The 22208-nt window shown below is 46.2% G+C and carries 24 protein-coding genes and 2 tRNA genes; 16 read left to right on the top strand and 10 right to left on the bottom strand.

Going from position 1 to position 22208, the window contains the following annotated elements; genetic code table 11:
* The first annotated feature begins 46 nt into the window (after positions 1 to 46).
* Positions 47 to 238 carry a hypothetical protein gene (locus QEO93_RS05995; RefSeq protein ID WP_143445762.1) on the top strand — a complete coding sequence of 64 codons (192 nt, stop codon included), beginning with the start codon at positions 47 to 49 and terminating at the stop codon, positions 236 to 238.
* A gap of 61 nt (positions 239 to 299) precedes the next feature.
* Positions 300 to 1244, top strand: a complete 945-nt coding sequence (locus QEO93_RS05990; protein ID WP_032137219.1) for a class I SAM-dependent methyltransferase — start codon at positions 300 to 302, stop codon at positions 1242 to 1244.
* A 128-nt stretch (positions 1245 to 1372) separates the two neighbouring features.
* Here QEO93_RS05990 and aat read toward each other — a convergent pair whose 3' ends face one another.
* Positions 1373 to 2092, bottom strand: coding sequence for a leucyl/phenylalanyl-tRNA--protein transferase (gene aat / locus QEO93_RS05985; protein WP_085815651.1), 720 nt, complete (start codon positions 2090 to 2092; stop codon positions 1373 to 1375).
* Positions 2093 to 2260: 168 nt separating this feature from the next.
* Here aat and murB point away from each other — a divergent pair, with 168 nt between their 5' ends.
* The 3 genes from murB to radC all read left to right on the top strand — a co-directional run bounded on the left by murB (position 2261) and on the right by radC (position 4886).
* Positions 2261 to 3292 (top strand): UDP-N-acetylmuramate dehydrogenase, encoded by a 1032-nt coding sequence (gene murB / locus QEO93_RS05980; protein ID WP_032137217.1) that lies wholly within the window; start codon positions 2261 to 2263, stop codon positions 3290 to 3292.
* Positions 3293 to 3529: 237 nt separating this feature from the next.
* Positions 3530 to 4183 (top strand): TetR/AcrR family transcriptional regulator, encoded by a 654-nt coding sequence (locus QEO93_RS05975; protein ID WP_032137216.1) that lies wholly within the window; start codon positions 3530 to 3532, stop codon positions 4181 to 4183.
* A gap of 16 nt (positions 4184 to 4199) precedes the next feature.
* Positions 4200 to 4886 (top strand): RadC family protein, encoded by a 687-nt coding sequence (radC, locus tag QEO93_RS05970; protein WP_032137215.1) that lies wholly within the window; start codon positions 4200 to 4202, stop codon positions 4884 to 4886.
* Between the two features lie 42 nt (positions 4887 to 4928).
* Here radC and QEO93_RS05965 read toward each other — a convergent pair whose 3' ends face one another.
* From QEO93_RS05965 to QEO93_RS05955, 3 genes are read right to left on the bottom strand one after another with little or no spacing between them, the layout of a single operon-like run.
* Entirely contained in the window at positions 4929 to 5819 is an 891-nt protein-coding gene (locus QEO93_RS05965; RefSeq protein ID WP_032137214.1) for an ABC transporter permease subunit, read from the bottom strand.
* Positions 5819 to 6736, bottom strand: coding sequence for an ABC transporter permease (locus tag QEO93_RS05960; protein ID WP_032137213.1), 918 nt, complete (start codon positions 6734 to 6736; stop codon positions 5819 to 5821). The genes QEO93_RS05965 and QEO93_RS05960 overlap by 1 nt, the downstream gene beginning before the upstream one ends.
* A 16-nt stretch (positions 6737 to 6752) precedes the next feature.
* Positions 6753 to 7862: an ABC transporter ATP-binding protein gene (locus QEO93_RS05955; RefSeq protein ID WP_032137212.1), complete on the bottom strand. Its 1110-nt coding sequence runs from the start codon at positions 7860 to 7862 to the stop codon at positions 6753 to 6755.
* A 354-nt stretch (positions 7863 to 8216) separates the two neighbouring features.
* On the opposite strand from QEO93_RS05955, the gene trkA reads away from it, so the two are divergent.
* Positions 8217 to 9635 (top strand): Trk system potassium transporter TrkA, encoded by a 1419-nt coding sequence (gene trkA, locus QEO93_RS05950; protein ID WP_032137211.1) that lies wholly within the window; start codon positions 8217 to 8219, stop codon positions 9633 to 9635.
* Positions 9636 to 9643: 8 nt separating this feature from the next.
* On the opposite strand, the gene QEO93_RS05945 is transcribed toward trkA, so the two are convergent.
* Complete coding sequence (locus tag QEO93_RS05945) at positions 9644 to 9799, bottom strand: hypothetical protein (RefSeq protein WP_157686311.1); 156 nt, start codon at positions 9797 to 9799, stop codon at positions 9644 to 9646.
* 11 nt (positions 9800 to 9810) lie between these two features.
* On the opposite strand from QEO93_RS05945, the gene QEO93_RS05940 reads away from it, so the two are divergent.
* A complete protein-coding gene (locus tag QEO93_RS05940; protein ID WP_085815650.1) occupies positions 9811 to 10590 on the top strand; it encodes a TrmH family RNA methyltransferase in 780 nt (259 codons plus the stop codon).
* Positions 10591 to 10629: 39 nt separating this feature from the next.
* A complete protein-coding gene (gene lgt, locus QEO93_RS05935) occupies positions 10630 to 11484 on the top strand; it encodes a prolipoprotein diacylglyceryl transferase (RefSeq protein WP_032137209.1) in 855 nt (284 codons plus the stop codon).
* 184 nt (positions 11485 to 11668) lie between these two features.
* On the opposite strand, the gene QEO93_RS05930 is transcribed toward lgt, so the two are convergent.
* Together QEO93_RS05930 and QEO93_RS05925 are read right to left on the bottom strand one after the other, a co-directional pair.
* On the bottom strand, positions 11669 to 13066 hold the full coding sequence (locus QEO93_RS05930; RefSeq protein WP_032137208.1) for a DHA2 family efflux MFS transporter permease subunit: 1398 nt from the start codon (positions 13064 to 13066) through the stop codon (positions 11669 to 11671).
* 112 nt (positions 13067 to 13178) lie between these two features.
* On the bottom strand, positions 13179 to 14030 hold the full coding sequence (locus tag QEO93_RS05925) for a transporter substrate-binding domain-containing protein (RefSeq protein ID WP_032137207.1): 852 nt from the start codon (positions 14028 to 14030) through the stop codon (positions 13179 to 13181).
* 257 nt (positions 14031 to 14287) lie between these two features.
* Between QEO93_RS05925 and ispE the strand changes: the two genes are divergently transcribed.
* From ispE to QEO93_RS05900, 5 genes are all read left to right on the top strand, one after another.
* Positions 14288 to 15136, top strand: coding sequence for a 4-(cytidine 5'-diphospho)-2-C-methyl-D-erythritol kinase (gene ispE / locus QEO93_RS05920; protein ID WP_032137206.1), 849 nt, complete (start codon positions 14288 to 14290; stop codon positions 15134 to 15136).
* 80 nt (positions 15137 to 15216) lie between these two features.
* Positions 15217 to 15292: transfer RNA gene (locus QEO93_RS05915), tRNA-Gln, on the top strand.
* A 34-nt stretch (positions 15293 to 15326) separates the two neighbouring features.
* Positions 15327 to 15402 (top strand) — tRNA-Gln (locus QEO93_RS05910).
* Between the two features lie 350 nt (positions 15403 to 15752).
* Positions 15753 to 16733, top strand: coding sequence for a ribose-phosphate pyrophosphokinase (locus QEO93_RS05905; protein ID WP_179184688.1), 981 nt, complete (start codon positions 15753 to 15755; stop codon positions 16731 to 16733).
* Between the two features lie 124 nt (positions 16734 to 16857).
* Positions 16858 to 17424 carry a 50S ribosomal protein L25/general stress protein Ctc gene (locus QEO93_RS05900; protein WP_085815649.1) on the top strand — a complete coding sequence of 189 codons (567 nt, stop codon included), beginning with the start codon at positions 16858 to 16860 and terminating at the stop codon, positions 17422 to 17424.
* Between the two features lie 80 nt (positions 17425 to 17504).
* Here QEO93_RS05900 and QEO93_RS05895 read toward each other — a convergent pair whose 3' ends face one another.
* Genes QEO93_RS05895 through QEO93_RS05885 form a run of 3 tightly spaced genes read right to left on the bottom strand, consistent with a single transcriptional unit; the run spans position 17505 to position 19378 of the window.
* The gene (locus tag QEO93_RS05895) at positions 17505 to 18452 is read right to left on the bottom strand and encodes an SPFH domain-containing protein (RefSeq protein ID WP_032137203.1); all 948 of its coding nucleotides are present in this window, start codon (positions 18450 to 18452) and stop codon (positions 17505 to 17507) included.
* A 47-nt stretch (positions 18453 to 18499) separates the two neighbouring features.
* On the bottom strand, positions 18500 to 18913 hold the full coding sequence (locus QEO93_RS05890) for an NfeD family protein (RefSeq protein WP_032137202.1): 414 nt from the start codon (positions 18911 to 18913) through the stop codon (positions 18500 to 18502).
* Between the two features lie 48 nt (positions 18914 to 18961).
* A complete protein-coding gene (locus QEO93_RS05885) occupies positions 18962 to 19378 on the bottom strand; it encodes an OsmC family protein (protein ID WP_032137201.1) in 417 nt (138 codons plus the stop codon).
* A gap of 265 nt (positions 19379 to 19643) precedes the next feature.
* Here QEO93_RS05885 and QEO93_RS05880 point away from each other — a divergent pair, with 265 nt between their 5' ends.
* From QEO93_RS05880 to thrC, 3 genes are all read left to right on the top strand, one after another.
* Entirely contained in the window at positions 19644 to 20315 is a 672-nt protein-coding gene (locus QEO93_RS05880; protein ID WP_032137200.1) for an HAD family hydrolase, read from the top strand.
* Between the two features lie 33 nt (positions 20316 to 20348).
* Complete coding sequence (locus tag QEO93_RS05875) at positions 20349 to 20726, top strand: hypothetical protein (protein ID WP_032137199.1); 378 nt, start codon at positions 20349 to 20351, stop codon at positions 20724 to 20726.
* A 63-nt stretch (positions 20727 to 20789) separates the two neighbouring features.
* Complete coding sequence (gene thrC / locus QEO93_RS05870; protein ID WP_032137198.1) at positions 20790 to 22199, top strand: threonine synthase; 1410 nt, start codon at positions 20790 to 20792, stop codon at positions 22197 to 22199.
* Positions 22200 to 22208: the final 9 nt, after the last annotated feature.

The following is a 22208-nucleotide window of genomic DNA, read 5'->3' as shown; positions in this document are numbered from 1 at the left end:
CTGTATGATGCCGACCTAATTGATTGCGCAGATATACTTTATCAAAATGCAAACAGTATTCTGCCCACGATTGCTGTCACCATTGTTTTTTTTCCTTATCAAGCAAAAAGTAGCCATGCGCTATTATTTGCATCATGTCTATCATCGCGGCTATCTTATGAATAGCAACCAATTCATCGCCAATGAACAGGGCGTGCAAAATATTTACACCGCCGATGAAAAGCAACAATTTGTTTAACAAGCACAGAGTTGGCAGCAACAAGCTCATATTCAGGCAGCCTGAAAAACAGAAAGACACCATGACCAACACCACCGACCTCATTAACCGCCTAGGCAAAAACCTCAAACACCAGTTCAAATGGGCAAAACGCCAAAACATCGAAGCATGGCGCATTTACGATAAAGACATTCCCCAATTCCCCTTCGCCATAGATGTTTACGGCGAACACATCCACCTGCAAGAATACGACACAGGCTGGCTCATGCACGAAGACGACTACCAAGCATGGCTAGAAGACGTGTGCGAAGCCGTTCAATTCGTAACAGGTTTTCCGCGTGAAAATATCCATTTAAAACAACGCGCCCGACAAAAAGGCACAGCCCAATACGAAAAAACAGGCACAACAGGCGAAGACTTCGTTATCCACGAAAACGGACGGCAATTCATCGTCAATCTCGACAAATATTTAGACACGGGCTTATTTTTAGACCACCGCAACACACGCAAAAAAGTGGGCGAAACCGCCGCAGGAAAACGCTTTCTGAATTTGTTTTCCTACACAGGCAGCTTCACCGTTTACGCAGCCACAGGCGGCGCAACCAGCAGCGAAACCGTTGATTTATCCAACACCTATTTAGATTGGGCAAAACGCAATTTTCAGCTCAACGGCATGGATTTAGACAAGCACCAAATCGTCCGCGCAGACGTGTTCCAATACCTAGCCGAAGCCGCGCAGCAACGCAAACAGTTTGACCTAATCGTGCTAGACCCTCCAAGTTTCTCCAACAGCAAAAAGATGTTGGACATTTTGGATATTCAGCGTGACCAAGGCAAACTCATTCACGGCGCAATAAATTTGCTGGACAAAAACGGTGTGTTGTATTTTTCCAATAACCTACGCACATTCACGCTTGATGACGAAATCACCGCGAAATACAACGTGAAAGATATTTCCAAACAATCTGTTCCCGAAGATTTCCGCAATAAGAAAATTCATCAATGTTGGGAAATTAAGCATAAATAACGCGCTTGTAGGGTGTGCCACGCGCACCATATTTTCAGGCAGCCTGAAATCGGTGCGCACAGCATACCCTACGTCATTCCACATAAAGTTTCAGGCTGCGTTTTATTCCTAAAACGCAGCCTGAAAACTTATCTTTCCACAATTATTCCTTGCCCAATCTCACGGCGCAACCCCACATCATTCAGCACACTTAACTTCTCCCGAAACACCCCAAACGGCAACACCTGAGACCCAAACCGTTTCATATGCTCCGAATCCTGCTGGCAATCAATCAACTGCACTCCGTAGTCCGCCAAAAACGGCACCGCACACGCAAACGCAATCTTAGACGCGTCATTCTGCCGTGCAAACATCGATTCCCCATAAAACACGCTGCCAATCTGTACTCCATAAAACCCGCCCACCAAACACCATTCCCCCGAATCATCAGGCAACCAACACTCAAAAGAATGCGCGTTTCCCAGCTTATTCAAAGCCGAGTACGCAGCCTGAAATTCGGGCGTAATCCACGTACCACCTTGCCCAACACGCGGCACAGATGCACATGCCGCAATCACATCATCAAACGCCTGATTCACTGTTACCCGATAAGATTTATTGCGCAGCACCTTTGCCAGCGAGCGATGAATATGCAAGTTTTCAGGCTGCAAAACCGCGCGAGGGTGGATAGAAAACCAGTAAAACAAACCGTCTTGCGTGAACCAAGGAAACAGCCCTTTGCGATACGCGTTTTGCAGCAAAACAGGCGACAAAGTTTGTGTTACGCACACCAAGCCATCGTTTACATCACGTTCCGGGGAATATTCAGGAAACCGCGGATTTTTTTCTGATACAAAAGCAATAGACATAACAAACACCTAAAATCATCAAATCAAGCCTATTTTAACGTAGGGTGCACCATGTGCACCAAAACTTTCAGGCAGCCTGAAAATTGCCCAAATGGAGCGTACTCAAATGCTGCCTGAAAAATCCCAAATCCCTTATAATTCCCCTTTTCATTTGCAGCCTGAAACCCCATGTTTACCCTACAACAGCACCACAATCTCGTCCCATACACCACCTTTCGTCTGCCCGCCAAAGCCGCGTATTATACTGAACTGACCGACAGAGCAGACCTCCCTAAACTCTGCCAACTGCCCCAATTCAACGCGCAAACCGTCTGCTGGCTCGGCGGCGGCAGCAACGTCTTATTTATGCGCGATTATCCCGATTTAGTCGTACGCATGGTAACGCGTGGCATTCGTGAAGTGTCCCATTCAGGCAGTCAAGTTTTGATAGAAGCACAAGCAGGCGAAGTGTGGCACGATTTTGTTCAAACCACTTTGCAAATAGGTTTGAGCGGCTTAGAAAATCTCAGCCTAATCCCCGGAACAGTCGGTGCAAGCCCCGTGCAAAATATCGGCGCATATGGCGTGGAAGTGAAAGACCGCATTCACAGCGTAGAATGCTTTGATTTAGCCACGCAAACATTCATCACACTTAGCAACGCCGATTGCCAATTTGCCTACCGCGACAGCCTGTTCAAACACGCAGGCAAAAAACGCTATGTCATTACCGCCGTTACTTTTGCCCTGTCCACAGAATTTGTGCCACACGCAAAATATGGCGACTTGGCAGCCGTTTTGCTGGAAAACTGCGGTGAACGCACACCAACTGCGCAAGATGTTGCGCAAGCTGTTTGCCAAATCCGCAGCAGCAAATTGCCAGACCCTGCCGTGCTAGGCAACGTGGGCAGCTTTTATAAAAACCCAATTGTTTCCGCCGAACACGCTGCGCGTTTACAGGCTGCGTTCCCTAATATGCCGCATTATCCGCAAGCAGATGGTTCTGTGAAACTTGCTGCAGGTTGGCTGATTGACCAATGCAGCCTGAAAGGTTATGCAATTGGCGGCGCGGTGGTTCACGAGAAACAAGCCCTTGTGATTGTGAACCAGAATCACGCTACAGCAGACGATGTGCAAGCCTTGTCAGACCACATTTGCCAAAGCGTTTGGCAAAAATTTGAAGTGACGTTGCACCCAGAGCCTAATTGGCTGCCTGAAAATTGATAAGCAGTTTTCAGGCTGCCAATTCAATATTCCCCCCCGAATGTTGGATTCAAGAATCCAACCTACAACCTGAAGCCTTTGCAAAATTCTAGATTTGAGCAGTTTTCAAAGCCATAGCAGCACAGCAAGCGACTACGTACATCAAGTACGTTGAGTTTGCGAGCAGCGCATGGCGAAGAAAAATGCCAAAGATAGAGATTCTGCAAAGGTTTCAACTCAAAAAAAGAGAAATAATACATGACCAAAAAAACAACCAAACCAAACACCTACAACCGAATCATTGACGCCAGCCTTGTGCTGTTCAACGAACAAGGCGAGCGCAACATCAGCACCAACCACATCGCCAGCTACATGGGTATTAGCCCCGGCAATCTGTATTATCACTTTACCAACAAAGATGAAATCATCGTCCAACTATTCAAACGCTACACGCAAGCACTGGTTACTTACGTTGCGGAAGAAGACAAGCCGCAATCTGTGCGCGATGCGTTTGAGTTTATGGCTGGTGCGTATGATATTTTGTGGGAATACCGCTTTTTGTTCAGCGACATCAATACCTTGCTGGAACGCGGCAAAGATTTGCTGGGCGAACACAAATTGTTTAGCCACGAACAAATTTCGCCGATGATGAAGTGCGTCTTGAGCCATTTGCGTGAAAGCGGCATCATCAAAATGGATGACATCGCCTTGAATGATTTAACGATTAACATCTGGTTAGTCAGCAAATACTGGTTTGATTTCCATAACTCACTTTATGGCGCAGACAACGCGCAAGGTCATCAAATCAAAGCGCGTGGTGTGGCGCGTACATTGAGCTTGTTGCGCCCATATTTCGCGGAACAATATTTGGCGGAATTTGACGCGCTCAATCGTGAATTGTTAAACAATTAATTTTTCAGGCTGCGATATGAGTATTAAAGATTGGGCAACAGGTGAGCGTCCGCGTGAGAAATTGCTGGAACGCGGCGCAAATGCGTTGAGTGATGCGGAATTGCTGGCGATTTTGTTGCGTGTTGGTACACAGGGTATGAGCGCGGTGGATTTATCACGGTCGCTGTTGGACACTTACGGCGGTTTGGGCGGCGTAATGCACGCTTCGGTTAATGAACTGAGCAAGCACAAGGGCATGGGTTTGGCGGCTTATGCCCAATTTGCCACGGTGCTGGAAATTGGTCGGCGCGTGTTGAGCGAGGAATTGCGCCAGTTGCCTGTGTTCAATAATCCACAAACGGCGGCGGATTATTTGCGCTTGAAAATAGGGCGTGAACGCGTGGAAGTGAGCGTTGCACTGTTTTTGGATACGCAAAATTGTTTGATTGCGTGTGAAGAATTGGCGCGTGGCACGGTGGCGGAGAATGTGGTTTATCCACGAGAAGTGGCGCGATTGGCATTGCAACATCAAGCGGCAAATGTGTTGTTTGCGCACAATCATCCTTCAGGCAGCCTGAAACCTTCGCCTGAAGATTTGGCGTTTACGCAGCGATTGCAAGCGGCTTTGAAACTGCTGGATATTACGCTGATTGACCATATGATTGTAACGGTGGCGGATACGTTTTCGTTTATGCAGCATGGGTTGATTCGACATGCAGCCTGAAAATAAAAAAGCAGCCTGAAAATATTTTCAGGCTGCTTTTTGTTATGCAGACAAGTTTTCCAATGCTTTTTGCTCTGCTTTGTAAGCTGCTTGCATTTCGCGCTCTAGCTTAGTCGCTTGGCGAAGCATGAAGTAGTTTGCCACAATCACCAACGTGCCAACCACCCCGATGATAATTGTTGCCAACACGTTCATTTGTGGGTCTAAGCCGCGACGGATTTCCGAGAAAATTACCAAAGGCAAAGTAGAAGACCCTGGCCCTGACAAGAATGACGCAATCACTACATCGTCAAGCGACAGCGTAATCCCCAGCAAGAAACCCGACATAATCGCTGGCGCAATCAATGGCAAAGTAATTACAAAAAAGATTTTGAGCGGACGTGCGCCCAAATCCATTGCGGCTTCTTCCAAAGATTGGTCCAACTCAGCCAAGCGCGAGCGAATCACAACGGTGATATACGCCATGCACAGCGTGGTATGCCCCAAGAAAATGGTGAAGAAACCACGGTCTAGCCAAGTGATGTCGCTGCCTAATGCGCCTTGCAACATGGTTTGCACTTGAATAATCAAGAGCAGCATGGACAAACCTGTAATCACGTCTGGCATCACCATTGGCGCAGAAATCAAGCCTGCAAACAGGGTGTTACCACGGAATCGCTTGATACGCGCCAGTGCATAGCCTGCCAGCGTACCCAACACCACCGCCGCAAACGATGAACACGCGGCAATCTGTAACGACAACCAAGCCGCGTCCAGAATTTGGCCATTGTTCATCAATTCGCCATACCATTTGGTTGAGAAACCACCCCAAACGGTAACCAGTTTTGAATCGTTAAATGAATAAACCACCAAAATAATCAATGGAATATACAAAAACGCTAAACCCAGCACCAGCATGAGTTTCAAAAACGGAGACATTTTATTTCCGTGCATTATTTGTCCCCTTTCGCTGCTTCACGGTTATCAAAATATTGTTGCAAACCAATCGGTACAACCAGCAACAACACCATAATCACGGCAATCGCTGCGGCTAAAGGCCAGTTGTTTTGGTCTGAGAAGGCTTGCCATAACACTTTACCAATCATCAAATTGCTTGGGCCACCAACCAATTCTGGAATCACATACTCGCCCACAGACGGGATAAACACGAGCATTGAGCCTGCAATAATGCCTGATTTAGACATCGGTAAAGTAATCGTTAAAAAGGCTTTGATTGGGTGTGCACCCAAATCTGCTGCGGCTTCCAATAAGCGTTTATCCAGTTTCACTAATTGGGTGTACAACGGCAAAATCATGAACGGTAAATAGGCGTAAACCATCACTAAAGTCAGCGAGAACGAGTTGTAAAATAATTCTAGCGGCTCTTTAATGATACCCCATTTAATCAAATAGTTATTAATAATCCCATTGCTGCCCAGCAAGCCAATCCATGCGTATACGCGCAATAGGAACGATGTCCAAAATGGCAACATAATCGCGAGCAATAAGCCGTTGCGAATGTTGGGGTTGGCGCGTGAAATCGCGTATGCCATTGGGTAGCCCACCAGCAAGCAGATGATTGTGGTCATCAGCGCGGTTTTGATGGATAACCAATAAGTTAGCAAATAAATGTTTTCGCCGTCATCGCTGCTAAAAATCTCTTTGAAGTTTTGCGTTACCACATGCAACGCGCCTGTTTCAGGGTCAAACAATGGCGTGAACGGCGGAATGGAAAACGCTTGTTCTGCAAAACTGATTTTGAACACGATGAAAAAGGGGATTAACACCAGCACCGCCAGCCATGCAAACGGTACACCAATCACAAACCGTGAACCTGGACGTTTACGGCGTTTAATATTGACAGAAGACATTTTCAGGCTGCCTCCTTTAGCGTGTTAATGGGGTAGGTTGGTTTTCAGGCCAATCCAAATACACTTCATCGCCCCAAGTTGGCGGTTCAATGCCACGCACATACCAATAAGGTGCTGGCACTTGGCTTTTAATAATGCGACCGTTTTCCATTTGAACGTGGTAAATCGCAAAGCTGCCCAAATAGGCGATTTCTTTCACTTTGCCTTTTGCCCAGTTGTGCGTATCGCGGTGCGCTGGTTTTTCTTTGTGCAAGTCGATGTCTTCAGGACGGATTGACACCCACATGGTTTGACCGTCTTCCGCTTCAAATTTTTGGTCGGTGTAAACTTTGCTTGGCAATTCAGGGCATTCAATCAACGCGTGTGCGTCGTCTTTGTGAACCAGTTTGCCTTCAAAAATATTGGTTTCGCCAATAAATTCTGCGGTGAATTTGCTGTTTGGATAGTCATACACATCTGCTGGTGTGCCCACTTGTTGCAGTTCGCCGTGAGACATAATCGCCACGCGACTTGCCATGGTCATCGCTTCTTCTTGGTCGTGGGTAACCATAATGCAGGTTACGCCCACTTTTTCCAGCGTGTTCACCAATTCAAATTGCGTTTGTTGGCGCAATTTTTTGTCCAACGCGCCGAGTGGTTCGTCCAGCAGCAATAATTTTGGGCGTTTTGCCAACGAGCGTGCCAAGGCTACGCGTTGTTGCTGACCGCCTGATAATTGGTGTGGTTTGCGTTTGGCAAATTGTGGCATTTGCACTAAGCGCAGCATTTCATCTACTCGCGCTTGAATTTCTTCTTTGGGTAATTTATCTTGTTTTAAACCGAAGGCGATGTTTTCTTCTACAGTCATGTGTGGAAACAGGGCGTAGCTTTGAAACATCATGTTGATTGGGCGGTCGTAAGGGGCAAGTTTGGTAATATCTTGACCGTCTAGAATGATTTGTCCGTCTGTTGGGATCTCCATGCCTGCAAGCATGCGTAACAGCGTGGATTTGCCGCTGCCTGAACTGCCTAATAAGGCAAAAATTTCGTGTTGATTGATGTCTAAATCAATGTATTTTACTGCGAGATTATCGCCATATTTTTTAGCCAATCCTTTGATTTGCAAATAAGGTTGGGTTGTAGTCATGAGCAATACTCCAAATGAGTGGGGTTTGAAATAGTGCTGTTTGATTGCTTTGGACAGTGGAGCTGTTTAGCGGCGTTCGGGCAGCAAGAAAATTTTAAAAGCGCGTGATTGTAGTGGACTAGGGGGCTGGGGGCAAGTGTATGTTAATCATTTATTAACACAATTTGGTTTTCAGGCTGCATTTTTTTCAGGCTGCAAATATTGGGCATAAATGCGTAACCTACCAATTTTGCAGAAAATCAAATAATCGCAGCCTGAAAACCCTGTACTCAATAAACTTTCAGGCTGCATTTTCATATTCCAACCAAAACCCACTATAATTCAACATTCTTATTTTAATACAACAAAAACACTGTGAAAATTCTGATTTTAGGAAGCGGTCAAGTAGGGGCTGCGATTGCACAAGAATTGGCGAGCATGCCCAACCACGACGTTACCATTGTGGACACGGACGAAACCGCGTTGAAAAACCTCGGCAGCCGTTTAGACGTGCGCACGCTGGTGGGCAATGCCGCCTCGCCCATGGTTTTGCAAAACGCAGGCGCGGAAGATACCGATATGCTGCTCGCCCTCACACGCAGCGACGAAACTAACCTAGTCGCCTGCAAACTGGCGGCAGATTTGTTCAACATACCGCAACGCATTGCACGAGTGCGTTCCGCAGAATATTCCGAATTTGGTGCTGAAGACGATGATGAAGACAACCCCAACCACATTCCACGCAGCCTGAAAGCCTTTTCCGTAACCGATTCCATTCATCCTGAAAACTTGGTTACAGAGCATTTGGCAGGTTTGCTCAGCCACGTCCGCGCCTTGCAAGTGCTGCCATTCACGCATGAAAAAGTAAAAATGGTTGTCGCGCAAGCACGAGCGGAAGACTGGATTATCGGCAAAAGTTTGCTGCAAATTGCCGCACGGCTGCCTGAAAACACCGATTGCCAAATTTGCGCCATTTACCGCAACACGCGCCTTATTGTGCCGCAGCCTGAAACCGTGATAGAAGAAGGCGATGAAATCACATTTGTTGTCGATTCCCGTTGCCTATCCAGCGTGATGTACGTTTTGTTTGAATACAACAAAAGCAATCGCCGCGTGATGATTGCAGGCGGCGGCAACATCGGTTATCGCCTCGCCAAAAAAATGGAAAACCAGTTCAACATCAAAATCATTCAGCACAACGAACAACGCGCAGAATGGCTCTCTGAACATTTGGATAACACACTCGTATTGCACGGCTCAGGCACAGATGAAGACCTATTGGCGCGTGAATACATTGACGAAGTGGATATTTTCCTCGCGCTGACAAACGATGATGAAAACAACATCATGTCCGCCTTGCTGGCAAAAAACTTGGGGGCGAAACGCGTCATTTCCATTATCAACCGCTCGCGTTATGTGGACTTGCTCACAGGGCATCAAATCGATATTATCGTGTCGCCCCACCAATTAACCATTGGCGGCGTGTTGGCACACGTTCGGCGCGGCGATATTGCAGAAATGTATCCCTTGCGACGCGGCGCGGCAGAAGCCATTGAAGCTGTGGTGCATGGCGACCACAAAACATCATCATTAGTGGGGCGGCGCGTGGACGAAATCAAATGGCCATCAGGCTGCCACATCGCCGCGATTGTGCGTGGTGATGAAGTGATTATGGGGCGCGACCACAGCCAAGTGCTGCAAGACGGCGACCATATTATTTTCTTTGTTTCACGCCGCCGCGTGTCGCGTGAATTGGAAAAACTGATTCAAGTGAAAATGGGATTTTTTGGATAAAACTGTTTTCAGGCTGCGATAGAGATTGCAGCCTGAAAAATAAAAGGAACAAAATGAGCCACATTAGCTAAATTTTTATATTGACCCAAACTGTCATTTTCAGGCAGCCTGAAAATATCTAAAACAAAAACGCAGCCTGAAACCCATTTTTCAGGCTGCAACATTAAGAACCACTATGCAAATCCAATCCCCACAAAACCCACAAATCAAGCACCTATCCAAACTGTTAGCCGAGCGCAAACACCGCCGCGAACACGGACAAACCGTTTTAGAGGGCGCACACCTACTTACCGCCTATCTAGACGCAGGCAAACAACCCGAGCGCATTTACATACCCGAATCCCGTTTAACGCAGCCTGAAATCCAAAAGCTGCTTTTCAGGCTGCCAACAGAGCAAGTAACCACCGTATCAGACGGTATCTTGAAAAAAATCAGCAGCCTAGACAACGCAGACGACATCATGGCATTGATAAACCTACCACCCCAAACGCAGCCTGAAAACACCGATTGCATTGTATTAGAACGCGTACAAGACGCAGGCAATGTCGGCACAGTTTTACGCAGCGCAGCAGCCAGCGGCATACGCACCGTCATTCTCGGCGAAGGTTGTGCCGACGCATACGCGCCCAAAGTATTACGCGCAGGCATGGGCGCACATTTTCTGCTGAATATTCACGAGCGCGTCAATCTCGCCCAATGGCGTAGCCAGTATTCCCACCGCGTATTAGCCACCGCGCTCACCAAGCAAAACAACTATTCGCTGTATGAACTCGATTTGCGCCAACCCAGCGCATGGTTATTTGGCAACGAGGGCGCAGGCGTTTCCGCAGAAATGCTTGCTGCCGCCACCGTCAGCGTGAAAATCCCCATGCTTGGCGAAACCGAATCGCTCAATATCGCCATGGCAGCCACCGTTTGTCTATTTGAACAAATGCGCCAACGAATCGCAGCCTGAAACTGTTATAATTTTTCCCTTTTTGAAACCGAATAAACCATGATAATCCACCCACAATTCAACCCCGTCGCCCTGCAACTTGGACCGCTTGCTATTCGTTGGTACGCACTCAGCTACATCGTCGGCTTTATGCTGTTCATCTGGCTCGGGCGCAAACGCATCAAAGCAGGCAATTCCCCTTTCACCGTTGAAATGCTCGACGACTTACTCACATGGGGCGTAGTCGGCGTGATTTTGGGTGGACGAATTGGCTATATTTTGTTCTACAACCTAGACCAATACCTTGCCAATCCGATTAGCATGCTCAAAGTGTGGGAAGGCGGCATGTCGTTTCACGGCGGCTTTTTGGGCGTGGTGTGCGCCATTTTCCTGTTCGCCAAAAAACACGGCTTGCGCTTTTGGCAAGCATTGGATTTTGTCGCACCGCTTGTGCCGACTGGCTTGGCATCTGGGCGCATTGGCAATTTCATCAACGGCGAATTGTGGGGGCGCGTAACCAACCCAAACAATTTCTGGGCAATGGGTTTTCCTCAAGCGCACGAAGCCGACCAAGCACTTGCCGCCAGCAATCCACAATATTTAGAATGGTTTAACCAGTTTGGCATGCTGCCGCGACATCCGTCTCAACTGTATCAATTTGCGCTGGAGGGTTTGAGCCTGTTTGCGATTGTGTGGCTGTTTTCCAAAAAATCGCGCCCTGAGGGGCAAGTTTCCATGGTGTTTTTGGGCGGCTACGGCATTTTCCGATTTATCGCGGAATATGCTCGCCAACCAGATGCGCAACTGGGCGAATTGGCGTTAGGTATGTCGATGGGACAATGGCTCAGTTTGCCAATGATTGTTTTGGGTGTGATTGGGTTTATCTATTTTGGTAAACGCAGCCTGAAAAAATAAAACAAAAAGCAGCCTGAAAATGATTTTTCAGGCTGCTTTTATACTGAACTATACACAGTTTGATAACTTCCTTGGATACTCGTATCCAACAATCATGGAATTTTGTGAAATGTTGGATTCAAGAATCCAACCTACAGCAGAAAGCAGCCTGAAAACTACAAAATCAGTTTTCAGGCTGCTTTTTTTATTTCTGAATCAAATTCGCCCCGTCGCGCCAATGCAATCGTGCAAAAATTAGGCTAGACAACATCGTTAAACCGCCCATTGCCACAAACGTATAACGGAACGCTGTATGCACCGTTGGCACGATTTCAGGCTGCGTGTTAAACCAGCGCACCAACGCGGCGGCAATCGCCGTACCAAAACCCACAGCAAGATGCTGATTTACGGACATCAAACTGGTGCCACTTGCTGCTTGGCGTGGGCGCACATCTGCAAGCGTAATCGTGTTCATGCCTGTGAACTGCACGGAATTGCACGCGCCCATCAAAAACAACAAAGGCAGCAGCGTCCACAATGGCATAGACGGTGTGGGTAATGCCATAGACATAATCAGCAACCCGCCAGCACACGTGTTCCACATCAACATTTTTCGATAGCCCAGCTTAGTCGCGATGGGTTTAACCAGTGATTTGGCGATGATAGATGCGAATGCAATCGGCGCAAGTACCCAACCTGCTACGGCTGCGCTGCGTCCAAAACCGACTTGCAGCAGCAAAGGCAGCAAAAATGGCATGGAACTCATCCCCAAGCGGCTGACTAGGTTGCCCATTAAACCCAGTCGGTAAGTACGCACATCAAGCAAATCTTTTTCATACAAGGGTTTATCAGATAAATGCGCGTGCCAGCCGTAACCAGCCAACGCCAAAATCGCTAAAATCCCTGTGGATAATGCTAACCAACCTGATTGTGGATGTTGCGCCAGTTCTACTGCCAAACTTAGCCCCACCACGCTGCAGCCAAATAACAAAAATCCCAGCAAATCAAACGGTTTTCTTTCTGTAACTAACGGAAAATTGGGCATGATTTTTAATGTGAACGCGGCGGCAATCAAACCAAACGGAATGTTAATCAAAAAAATCCAATGCCATGAAGCGTAGTCCACCAAATAACCGCCGATAATTGGACCAATAATTGGTCCAACCAAGGCGGGCATCACGACATAATTCATCATGCTAATCAATTGGCTTTTGTCGTAAGCGCGAACCATAACGAGGCGCGGAATGGGGGTCATCATTGCGCCGCCAATGCCTTGAACCACACGTGCGACAACCAATAAGGGTAGGGTGGGGGCAGCAGCGCAAAGTGCTGAGCCTGTTACGAATATTAGCATGGCGGCAAAGAAAACTTGACGAATGCCGAAGCGGTCGCAAAGCCAGCCGCTTAATGGCATGAGTAACGCTAAAGTCAGCGAGTAAGACACGACTGCTGATTGCATTTGCAAAGGGGATTCGTGTAAGTCTTTTGCCATGCTGGTGAGCGCGGTGTTTAAAATGGTTGCGTCCAGCAGTTGCATGAAAATGGCGAAGGCGAGCAAGAGGGGGAGAAATTTGTGTGGTGGGGGATTGAACGGGGAGGACATTGTGGGCTTTTGAGAAAAGGGGATATTTTAATGCAAAACGGGTTTTCAGGCTGCGTTCTAATAAAATGCAGCCTGAAAATAGAAAAGCCCCTTATTCAGGGGCTTGAGTGGTTTATTGTTTCACGCGCAATGAATCGTTATCGCCGAACCATTTTGCATAGATTTTGTCGTAAGTGCCGTCTTCTTTAATGGCTTTCAAACCATTGTTCAGTTTTTTCTGCAATTCAACATTGCCTTTTTTCACTGCAAAACCTACGCGAGCGTCTTCAGTTTTGTCGTAGATAGAAGTATATAATTTAGGTTTGCCTGCTTCTTTGTTTTCTGCGTGGTGGTAAGACAATACACCCGCATCGCCTACGATGTAATCCACGTTGCCACGCAATAAATCAGAGTAAGCAGCAAAAGCTGTTTTCTCTTCTTTAACATCGGTTACTTGTGCTTTCTTCAGAGCTTCTGTGCTGTATGAACCAGCCTGAATGGCTACTTTTTTGCCGACTAAGTCAGTTAAAACTTGTGCTTTTGCACCATCTTCTTTACCCATAATCACGTTTGGTGAGAAAATATAAGGGTCTGACATTTCTGATTTAGACAAGCGGTCTGGATTGATGCCCAAACACGCCGCCAAAATGTGGTACGCATCTGCGTTTAAGTTGGTGAACAAATCAGAGCGTGGCGCAGAAATGAAAGTAACTGAGAGACCTTGTTGTTTGGCAATTGCAGTCAAGATGTCTATATCGAAACCAACGATTTGACCATTGTTGTCTTTGAAATCAAATGGTGGGAAGGTTGCGTCTGTACCTACGATTAAGGTTTCTGCGTTAGCTGTTGGTGTTGAAGCTGTGGCAGCAGGTGCAGAAGCAGCTGGTTTGTCTGCAGCAGGTGCAGCATTGTTTGAAGATTGTGTGTTGTCGCCACAAGCAGTCAATGCCAATAAGCAAGAAACGAATAAAGCCGTTTTTTTCACGAATAAAACCTCTTTGTGTTGTGTGAAAGAAAATATGTTGCTCTTAACAAGCAGCCTGAAAGAAATATTGCCTTATATTTGGAAGATGGCAGCAGCTTGGTATAAATATTAACTTTTCAACGAATATTAATCGATAAAGTGGATATTTTATCCTATTTTTTTCATTATAAATAGAAATTTATAAAAAACTTTATCTTGATTTTGCGTATCGAAATAAATTTAAGATACTATGAAATTTTATTATCCCTTAATCTATCATGCAGCCTGAAAATATCTATTTATCCCCAGCAAAATTAAATTTAGATTTGCGCATTATCGGTAAATTACCCAACGGTTATCACGCGTTAGAAAGCATTTTCACGCTGATTGATTTATACGATACGCTAAAAATTCAGCCGCGCAACGACACGCAAATTGTGTTGCACACGCCCACAGTTGGCGTACCAACCGAGCAAGATTTAACGGTTCGCGCTGCAACATTATTGCAACACTTTTCAGGCAGCCTGAAAGGTGCGGATATTTGGATTGAAAAACGCATTCCGATGGGGGGCGGATTGGGCGGAGGTAGTTCCAACGCGGCAACGGTTTTGCTGGTATTGAATCATTTGTGGGGCTGCGGATTGAATCAGCAACAGTTGATTGACATTGGCGTAACGTTGGGCGCAGATGTTCCCTTTTTTATCTTCGGGCAGACTGCGTTTGCGCGTGGAGTGGGGGAGCAATTACAAGCAATTGATGTGCCAGCGCAGCATTATGTTTTAGTTCGCCCAGAAGCACATGTTGCCACGCCAAAAATTTTCGCGCACCCTGATTTGCCACGAAATAGCCTAAGCAATCCCAATCCTACTTGGGTAAACTTACAGCCTTTGCGAAATGATATGCAAGCCGTTGTTCTACAAGATTATCCGAAGGTTCAGGCTGCGTTTGCGGAATTGGCAAAACATGGTGAGCCGAGAATGACGGGTTCGGGTGCGTGTTTGTTCTTACCTTGTGAATCCGTTGAACAAACGCAGGAAATTCAAAAAATGTTGTCTGAAAGTTTACAAAGCTGGTGTGTGCAAGCGATTGATAAACACCCTTTATATCCATTATTATCAAATAGATAAATTAATATTCAAGAAAAAAGCTTGACGCAAAGTAACAAAAACAGCATAATTCGCGCTTCACTAATTTTGTGAAAACAAGTTGGGGAGTCGTCAAGCGGTTAAGACACTGGATTTTGATTCCAGCATGCGAAGGTTCGAATCCTTCCTCCCCAGCCAAAGCCCTTTCTTATTGGGGTGTCGTCTTTCTTATTGGGGTGTCGTCAAGCGGTTAAGACACTGGATTTTGATTCCAGCATGCGAAGGTTCGAATCCTTCCACCCCAGCCAGATTCAAGCGTGTATGTTTTTTCATACGCGCTTATTCTTTTTTCAGGCTGCCTGAAAATATCAAATCGTTCCTACTTCAATGCAATCACACAATCGCGTATAATATCGGCTGCCCAAAAAAAGGGTATGAAACCTTTGAAAAATCTTCATCTTTAGCATTTTTCTTTGCCACGCGCTGCTCAAAAGCTCAACGTACTTGATGTATGTAGTCGCTTTTTGCGCTGCTATAGCTTTGAAAACTGCTCAAATCTGAAGTTTTACAAAGGTTTCTGTGTGTAACATTTGTTGTGAAAGGGAAACCAATGTTCCCCAATCCTAAAAACCCAATCAAACACTCAGGTGACGAAGAAATGGCTAACGATAGCTTAATGGTGTTCACAGGCAACGCCAACCCAGAAATGGCTGCAAGAGTGGCAAAACACTTAGATACCACTCTAGGCAATGCTTCTGTAAAAAAATTCTCCGATGGCGAAATCGCTGTTGAATTGTTGGAAAATGTGCGCGGTCGCGATGTATTCATCTTGCAACCGACTTGCGCACCAACAAACGATAACCTGATGGAAATCTTAACGATGGCAGATGCGTTACGTCGTGCATCAGCAGGGCGTATTACCGCTGCCATTCCTTATTTTGGTTATGCTCGCCAAGACCGTCGTCCACGTTCAGCGCGTGTGCCGATTTCAGCGCGATTGGTTGCCAATATGTTAGAAGCAGGCGGTATTGACCGCGTTTTGACTGTGGACTTGCATGCCGACCAAATTCAAGGTTTCTTTAATATCCCTGTGGATAATATTTACGCAACGCCAACTTTAACGCAAGACATCATGGCTCAACGCATTGATAACTTGCTGGTGGTTAGTCCTGATATTGGCGGCGTGGTGCGTGCGCGTGCGGTTGCTAAAATGTTGGATACAGATTTGGCGATTATTGATAAACGTCGTCCCAAAGCCAATGTTGCAGAAGTGATGAATATCATCGGTGATGTGAGCGGCAAAACATGCTTGCTGGTGGATGATATGATTGATACGGCAAACACTTTGTGCAAAGCAGCTTCAGCATTGAAAGAGCGTGGTGCAGAACGCGTGTTGGCTTATGCTACACACCCAGTATTCTCAGGCGGTGCAGTTGAACGTTTGAATACTTCTGATATTGACCAAGTGGTGATTACGGACACTATTCCGTTATCAGACGCTGCAAAAGCCAGTCCAAAAATTCGCCAAGTGTCAATTGCAGGATTGTTAGCAGAAACAATTCGCCGTATTTCTAACGAAGAATCAGTGTCTTATCTATTTAATGAAGATTTAATGCAATCTAATCCATTATTTCTGTAGTATAATGCGCGGTTCATAAATTTCAGGCTGCCTGAAAATGTTTTCAGGCAGTTTGTTGCTTTGTCGCAGAGTTGGTCGCAGCTTGGTGGCGACATTTTTTTAACTAACCCTTTAAGGAATTAACATGACAGTTATTCAAGCAACTATCCGTTCAGAGCAAGGTACTGGTGCGAGCCGCCGCCTGCGTCATGACAGCAAAGTGCCAGCCGTTGTTTACGGTTTGGGCGAAACTAAAGCGATTACAGTAGACCACAAAGAAATGTACTTCGCTTTGCAAAAAGAAGCATTCTTCACTCAAGTGTTGAAATTGAGCATTGATGGTAAAGAACAAGACGTTATCGTTCGTGATTACCAAATGCACCCAGTTAAACGCCAAGTAACGCACATCGATTTCCAAGCAATTGATGTAAACCAACCTGTACGCATGAAATTGCCTGTGCACGTTGTAAATGCAGAAAAATCTCGCGCAGTTAAATTGCAAAGCGGTCGCGTATCATTGTTGGTAACAGTGGTTGATGCAATCGTTAATCCTAAACAAATCCCTGCTGGTTTGGAATTGGATTGTGAAAAAGTGGTAGCTGGCGACATCTTGCACTTGTCTGATTTGACTTACCCAGAAGGCGTTCAAAGCGTTGCATTGAAACGCAACAGCAACTTGGCAGTAGCTACTGTAAGCGGTAAAAAAATCTAATTTAGTTGATTAAACAAGATTTAAACTAACTATAAAAAAAGCAGCCTGAAAATAATTTTTCAGGCTGCTTTTTCATTTGTTTAAGACTGCTTAGTCTGATTCACAATACTCATACCAGCCGCGACCAAACTTCCCACATCTGCCACATTCGCAGGCATAATCATCGTATTGTTTTCTTTGGCTAATTTGCTAAACGCTTCCACATATTGCTCAGCCACTTTCAATTTCACCGCTTCATTGCCACCTGGCGATTGAATCGCAGCCGCCACAATTTTAATCGCGTCCGCACTGGCTTGAGCCACCAAACGCATTGCCTCAGCTTCACCCTCCGCGCGATTAATTTGCGCGATTTTTTCACCTTTAGACGCATTGATAGCCGCTTGCGCTTCACCCTCAGATTTTTTAATTTCAGACTCACGTTCACCCGAAGCCAAATTGATTTGCTCAATTTTCAAACCCTCAGATTGAGCGATACGCGCCCGTTTTTCACGTTCTGCTGTGATTTGCGCCTGCATAGAACGCAAAATTTCTTGTGGCGGCACTAAGTCTTTAATTTCGTAACGCAACACTTTAACGCCCCAGGAAACCGCCGCCTCGTCCAAAGAAGCCACCACCGTGCGGTTAATATCATCGCGTTCCTCAAAAGTTTTGTCCAATTCCATGCGACCAATCACAGAGCGCAAAGTAGTCTGTGCCAACTGCGTAATCGCCAAAATATAATTGCTTGAACCATAAGACGCACGTTTTGGGTCAGTTACCTGAAAATACAAAATCCCGTCCACCGTTAATTGCGTATTATCACGCGTGATACACACCTGACTTGGCACGTCCAAAGGAATTTCTTTCAGCGAATGTTTATACGCCACGCGGTCTAAAAACGGCACAAGAATATTCAACCCAGGGTTCAGCGTTTGATGAAATTTCCCCAAACGCTCTACAATATGTGCCTCTTGTTGCGGCACAACTTTGAACGATTTGAAACCCAATACCACCAAAGCCACCAAAATCACTAACGGCAACAATCCCATAAAACTCTCCTTAAAAAATAAAAAATATTTCAGGCAGCCTGAAAAAATCAAACCGCTTTAATCAGCAAAACAATGCCATCTTTCCCACAAATTTGCGCAGAATCGCCCATTTGAAACTCCTCGCCTCGAATAGGACGCGCCTCCCAAGTCGTGCCGCGATAAAACACACGCCAGCGACCATTGCCCAAAGGCTGCTCAATCTGCACCAATTCGCCCACATCAAAATCATCACCATGTTTAGACAATCGACTACCGCGCCCAAATTGCACCAAGCAAATGCCCATCAAAGACAAAAAACCCGTGTAAAGCAAAGCCGTTGAAACACCCAAATCCAGCAGCCAAATCAACGCACCAGAGCAAGCCAAAGCCCCAGCCAACACCAAAAGATATACAGTCCCCGTAAACATTTCCGCCGTGAAAATCAAAGCCGCAGCGATTAACCAAATTGTCCAAAGTGCCATGATGATACCCTCATTATTTTGTAGAACTACTTTTCAGGCTGCTTTTAATTAGCCTATTACAATTTCATGGCTATAAGACATTTTTGCCGCCTTGCCCAAAGTTGCGCAAGCCGAACAATATTTATCCGCCGATTCCTGCACCGCTTTAGCCACCAATTCAGGCTGCAAATTGCGTCCTACTACCTTGAAATGCAAATGAATTTGAGTGAAATAGCGTGGCGATGTTTCCGCGCGTTCGCCTTCCACCGTTGTGATGCAATCTAACACATCTTGCTGTTGCTCTTGCAACGCGCCAATCACATCAATGCTAGAGCAACCTGCCGCGCCCATCAGCAAAACTTCCATCGGACTCGCGCCACGCTTCAGCCCTTCGCTGGCAGGTGTGCCGTCCATCACAATGCTGTTGCCGTGTTCATTTGCCGCCACAAAGCAGCGTTTTTCTAACCATTGACTGGTAATTTTCATGTTTATCCCTTTCGTATGTGAAATTTTTTCAGGCAGCCTGAAAGATTTAAATTTAACATACTTTGCCAACAAATTTTCAGAAAAATCAAATGCAAAACACAATTACAACACTTTGAAAATTTGTGCTTAACGCAGAATAAATTGTGTATTAGAATGAAAAGTAACGCGGTCTGAAAAACGCAGCCTGAAAAGAGTTTTCAGGCTGCGTTTAGTATTTGAATTAAGCTACAATTTTGCAGCCTGAAAACTCTTACAAGGAATAATAATGCCCCAAATCCAAGCCATTTTTTTTGACCTAGACGGCACACTTGCCGACACCGCATTAGACTTAGGCGGCGCACTTAACCACTTATTGCGCAAACACAATCTTCCCGAACAGTCCATTGAAAAAATCCGTCCCATCGCCAGCCACGGTTCAGCCGCCTTTCTCAAACTTGGCGCAAATATCACGCCAAGCCACCCCGATTTTGAGCAATGGAAACAAGCCTATCTTGCCGAATACGAACAATGCTTAGACCACGAAACCGTGCTGTTTCCTGAAATCAACACCGTGCTGGCAGAGTTGCAAAAACAACACATCGCATGGGGCATCATCACCAACAAACATCAAAATTTCACCAACCGCCTTGTCCCCAAACTCGGCTTTATCACGCCACCAGCCGTGATTGTGAGCGGCGATACTTGCGCCGAAGCCAAACCCAGCACCCAGCCTATGTTATACGCCTGCGAACAAACCCAAGTGCAGCCTGAAAACTGCATTTACATTGGCGACGCAGAGCGCGACATACAAGCAGGTCGCAACGCAGGCATGAAAACCATTTTCGCCGCGTGGGGCTATATTGGCGCAGACGATAAACCCGAAACATGGGGATATGATTTTGTCGCAAACAAACCTTTGGAAATTCTTGATATACTTCATACCATTCAGGCAGCCTGAAAATTTCCATTTTTTAACACAGGAAATCAAAACATGAAAAAAATCGCAACAACCCTAATCACAGCCATTTTATTGTCAGCATGCGCCAGCGGCACATCAGACACAAGTAGCACGGGCGGCTTGAGTGCCAGTAGCTTAGGCAAATCAGCCGTACAAATGTACGTGCAAAACAAATGCACTACAGAATTGCAAGGTCGTTCAGAATGGCGTTTAGCAGCTCTAGCCATGAGCCAAGCGCAACAAACAGAGTGGGAAAACAAAATTTGCGGTTGCGTGAGCGAAGAAGCACCTAATCAAATTACCGCCGCCGACTTGCCACAATTGCTGACTGAGACAGGTCGCGTGAAAGTAGCCACAGACGTAACCACCAAAACCGTAACTGCTTGCTACAAAAAATTGTTCACAAAATAAACCACACGCAGCCTGAAAACTTTTCAGGCTGTATTTTCAAACCCATTTCAGAAAGACAACCCCATGAACTTCATCAGCACACGCGGACAAACCGAACCCAAAACCTTCAGCCAAGCCCTACTCATGGGGTTAGCACCAGACGGCGGCTTAATGATGCCTGAAACCTATCCACAAGTTTCCGAAATCATGCTGAACAACTGGCGCAACTTAAGCTACAAAAATCTCGCCTTTGAAATCATCAGCCTATTTGCCACCGACATTCCTGCCCAAGATTTGCACGACATTCTCGCTCGCACCTACATCGAAGAAACCTTCGGCACAAGCGAAATCACCCCAGTACGCAGCCTGAAAGACGGCATCAAAATCGAAGCCCTGTCCAACGGCCCAACCCTCGCGTTTAAAGACATGGCAATGCAATTTTTAGGCAATATGTTTGAATACGTATTAGCTAAAGAAAACAAAACCTTAAACATTCTCGGCGCAACCAGCGGCGACACAGGTTCAGCCGCAGAATACGCCTTGCGCGGCAAAAAAGGCGTGAACATATTTATGCTTTCACCAGACGGCAAAATGTCCGATTTTCAACGAGCCCAAATGTATAGCCTGCAAGACGAAAACATCATTAACATCGCCGTGCGCGGCATGTTTGACGACTGCCAAGACATCGTCAAAGCCGTGCAAAACGATGCCGAATTTAAAGCGAAATACCATATCAGCACCGTAAACAGCATTAACTGGGGACGCATTGTCGCGCAAGTGGTTTACTACTTCGCAGGCTATTTCCGCGCCACGAAAAACAACAGCGAACGCGTCAGCTTCTGCGTGCCAAGCGGCAATTTTGGTAACATCTGCGCAGGACACATCGCCAAACAAATGGGCTTGCCGATTGACCGCTTAATCGTTGCTACCAATGAAAACAACGTGTTAGATGAATTTTTCAAAACAGGGCAATACAGCCCACGCGACACCGCGCACACTTATGTCACTTCTAGCCCAAGCATGGACATTTCCAAAGCGTCCAATTTTGAGCGTTTTGTGTTTGACTTAATGGCGCGTGATTCTGCCAAAGTACAAGATTTGTGGACGCAAGTGGCGCAAGGCAACGGCTTTAATTTGAAAGACCAGTTGCCAGAAATTCGTGAAAAATACGGCTTCGTTTCAGGCAGCAGCACCCACGCAGACCGCTTAGCAATCATCAAATCAGTTTACGAAACAGACGGCGAATTGCTCGACCCACACACGGCGGACGGTGTGAAAGTGGCGCGTGAATTACGTCAAACAGCCGAAACGATTGTTTGCTTGGAAACTGCGTTGGCAGCGAAATTTGATAAAACGATTCACGAAGCTGTGGGCGAAGTGAACATTCCGCGCCCTGAGAAGTTGAACGGTTTGGAAGATTTGCCGCAACGTGTGCAAGTGATTGATGCGAATGCGGATATTGTGAAAAATATTATTCGTGAGAAATTGGCGTAATCCAACATA

This window comes from Kingella negevensis, assembly GCF_030177895.1.
GTDB lineage: Bacteria > Pseudomonadota > Gammaproteobacteria > Burkholderiales > Neisseriaceae > Kingella_C > Kingella_C negevensis.
This window is presented reverse-complemented; position numbering and strand designations above follow the sequence as displayed.

Bases quoted from the DNA above. Each gene is read 5' to 3' on its own strand.
- QEO93_RS05995 (WP_143445762.1), top strand. From the start codon at position 47: ATGCAAACAGTATTCTGCCCACGATTGCTGTCACCATTGTTTTTTTTC.
- QEO93_RS05990 (WP_032137219.1), top strand. From the start codon at position 300: ATGACCAACACCACCGACCTCATTAACCGCCTAGGCAAAAACCTCAAA.
- aat (WP_085815651.1), bottom strand. From the start codon at position 2,092: ATGTCTATTGCTTTTGTATCAGAAAAAAATCCGCGGTTTCCTGAATAT.
- murB (WP_032137217.1), top strand. From the start codon at position 2,261: ATGTTTACCCTACAACAGCACCACAATCTCGTCCCATACACCACCTTT.
- QEO93_RS05975 (WP_032137216.1), top strand. From the start codon at position 3,530: ATGACCAAAAAAACAACCAAACCAAACACCTACAACCGAATCATTGAC.
- radC (WP_032137215.1), top strand. From the start codon at position 4,200: ATGAGTATTAAAGATTGGGCAACAGGTGAGCGTCCGCGTGAGAAATTG.
- QEO93_RS05965 (WP_032137214.1), bottom strand. From the start codon at position 5,819: ATGCACGGAAATAAAATGTCTCCGTTTTTGAAACTCATGCTGGTGCTG.
- QEO93_RS05960 (WP_032137213.1), bottom strand. From the start codon at position 6,736: ATGTCTTCTGTCAATATTAAACGCCGTAAACGTCCAGGTTCACGGTTT.
- QEO93_RS05955 (WP_032137212.1), bottom strand. From the start codon at position 7,862: ATGACTACAACCCAACCTTATTTGCAAATCAAAGGATTGGCTAAAAAA.
- QEO93_RS05945 (WP_157686311.1), bottom strand. From the start codon at position 9,799: ATGTTGCAGCCTGAAAAATGGGTTTCAGGCTGCGTTTTTGTTTTAGAT.
- QEO93_RS05940 (WP_085815650.1), top strand. From the start codon at position 9,811: ATGCAAATCCAATCCCCACAAAACCCACAAATCAAGCACCTATCCAAA.
- lgt (WP_032137209.1), top strand. From the start codon at position 10,630: ATGATAATCCACCCACAATTCAACCCCGTCGCCCTGCAACTTGGACCG.
- QEO93_RS05930 (WP_032137208.1), bottom strand. From the start codon at position 13,066: ATGTCCTCCCCGTTCAATCCCCCACCACACAAATTTCTCCCCCTCTTG.
- ispE (WP_032137206.1), top strand. From the start codon at position 14,288: ATGCAGCCTGAAAATATCTATTTATCCCCAGCAAAATTAAATTTAGAT.
- QEO93_RS05905 (WP_179184688.1), top strand. From the start codon at position 15,753: ATGGCTAACGATAGCTTAATGGTGTTCACAGGCAACGCCAACCCAGAA.
- QEO93_RS05900 (WP_085815649.1), top strand. From the start codon at position 16,858: ATGACAGTTATTCAAGCAACTATCCGTTCAGAGCAAGGTACTGGTGCG.
- QEO93_RS05895 (WP_032137203.1), bottom strand. From the start codon at position 18,452: ATGGGATTGTTGCCGTTAGTGATTTTGGTGGCTTTGGTGGTATTGGGT.
- QEO93_RS05890 (WP_032137202.1), bottom strand. From the start codon at position 18,913: ATGGCACTTTGGACAATTTGGTTAATCGCTGCGGCTTTGATTTTCACG.
- QEO93_RS05885 (WP_032137201.1), bottom strand. From the start codon at position 19,378: ATGAAAATTACCAGTCAATGGTTAGAAAAACGCTGCTTTGTGGCGGCA.
- QEO93_RS05880 (WP_032137200.1), top strand. From the start codon at position 19,644: ATGCCCCAAATCCAAGCCATTTTTTTTGACCTAGACGGCACACTTGCC.
- QEO93_RS05875 (WP_032137199.1), top strand. From the start codon at position 20,349: ATGAAAAAAATCGCAACAACCCTAATCACAGCCATTTTATTGTCAGCA.
- thrC (WP_032137198.1), top strand. From the start codon at position 20,790: ATGAACTTCATCAGCACACGCGGACAAACCGAACCCAAAACCTTCAGC.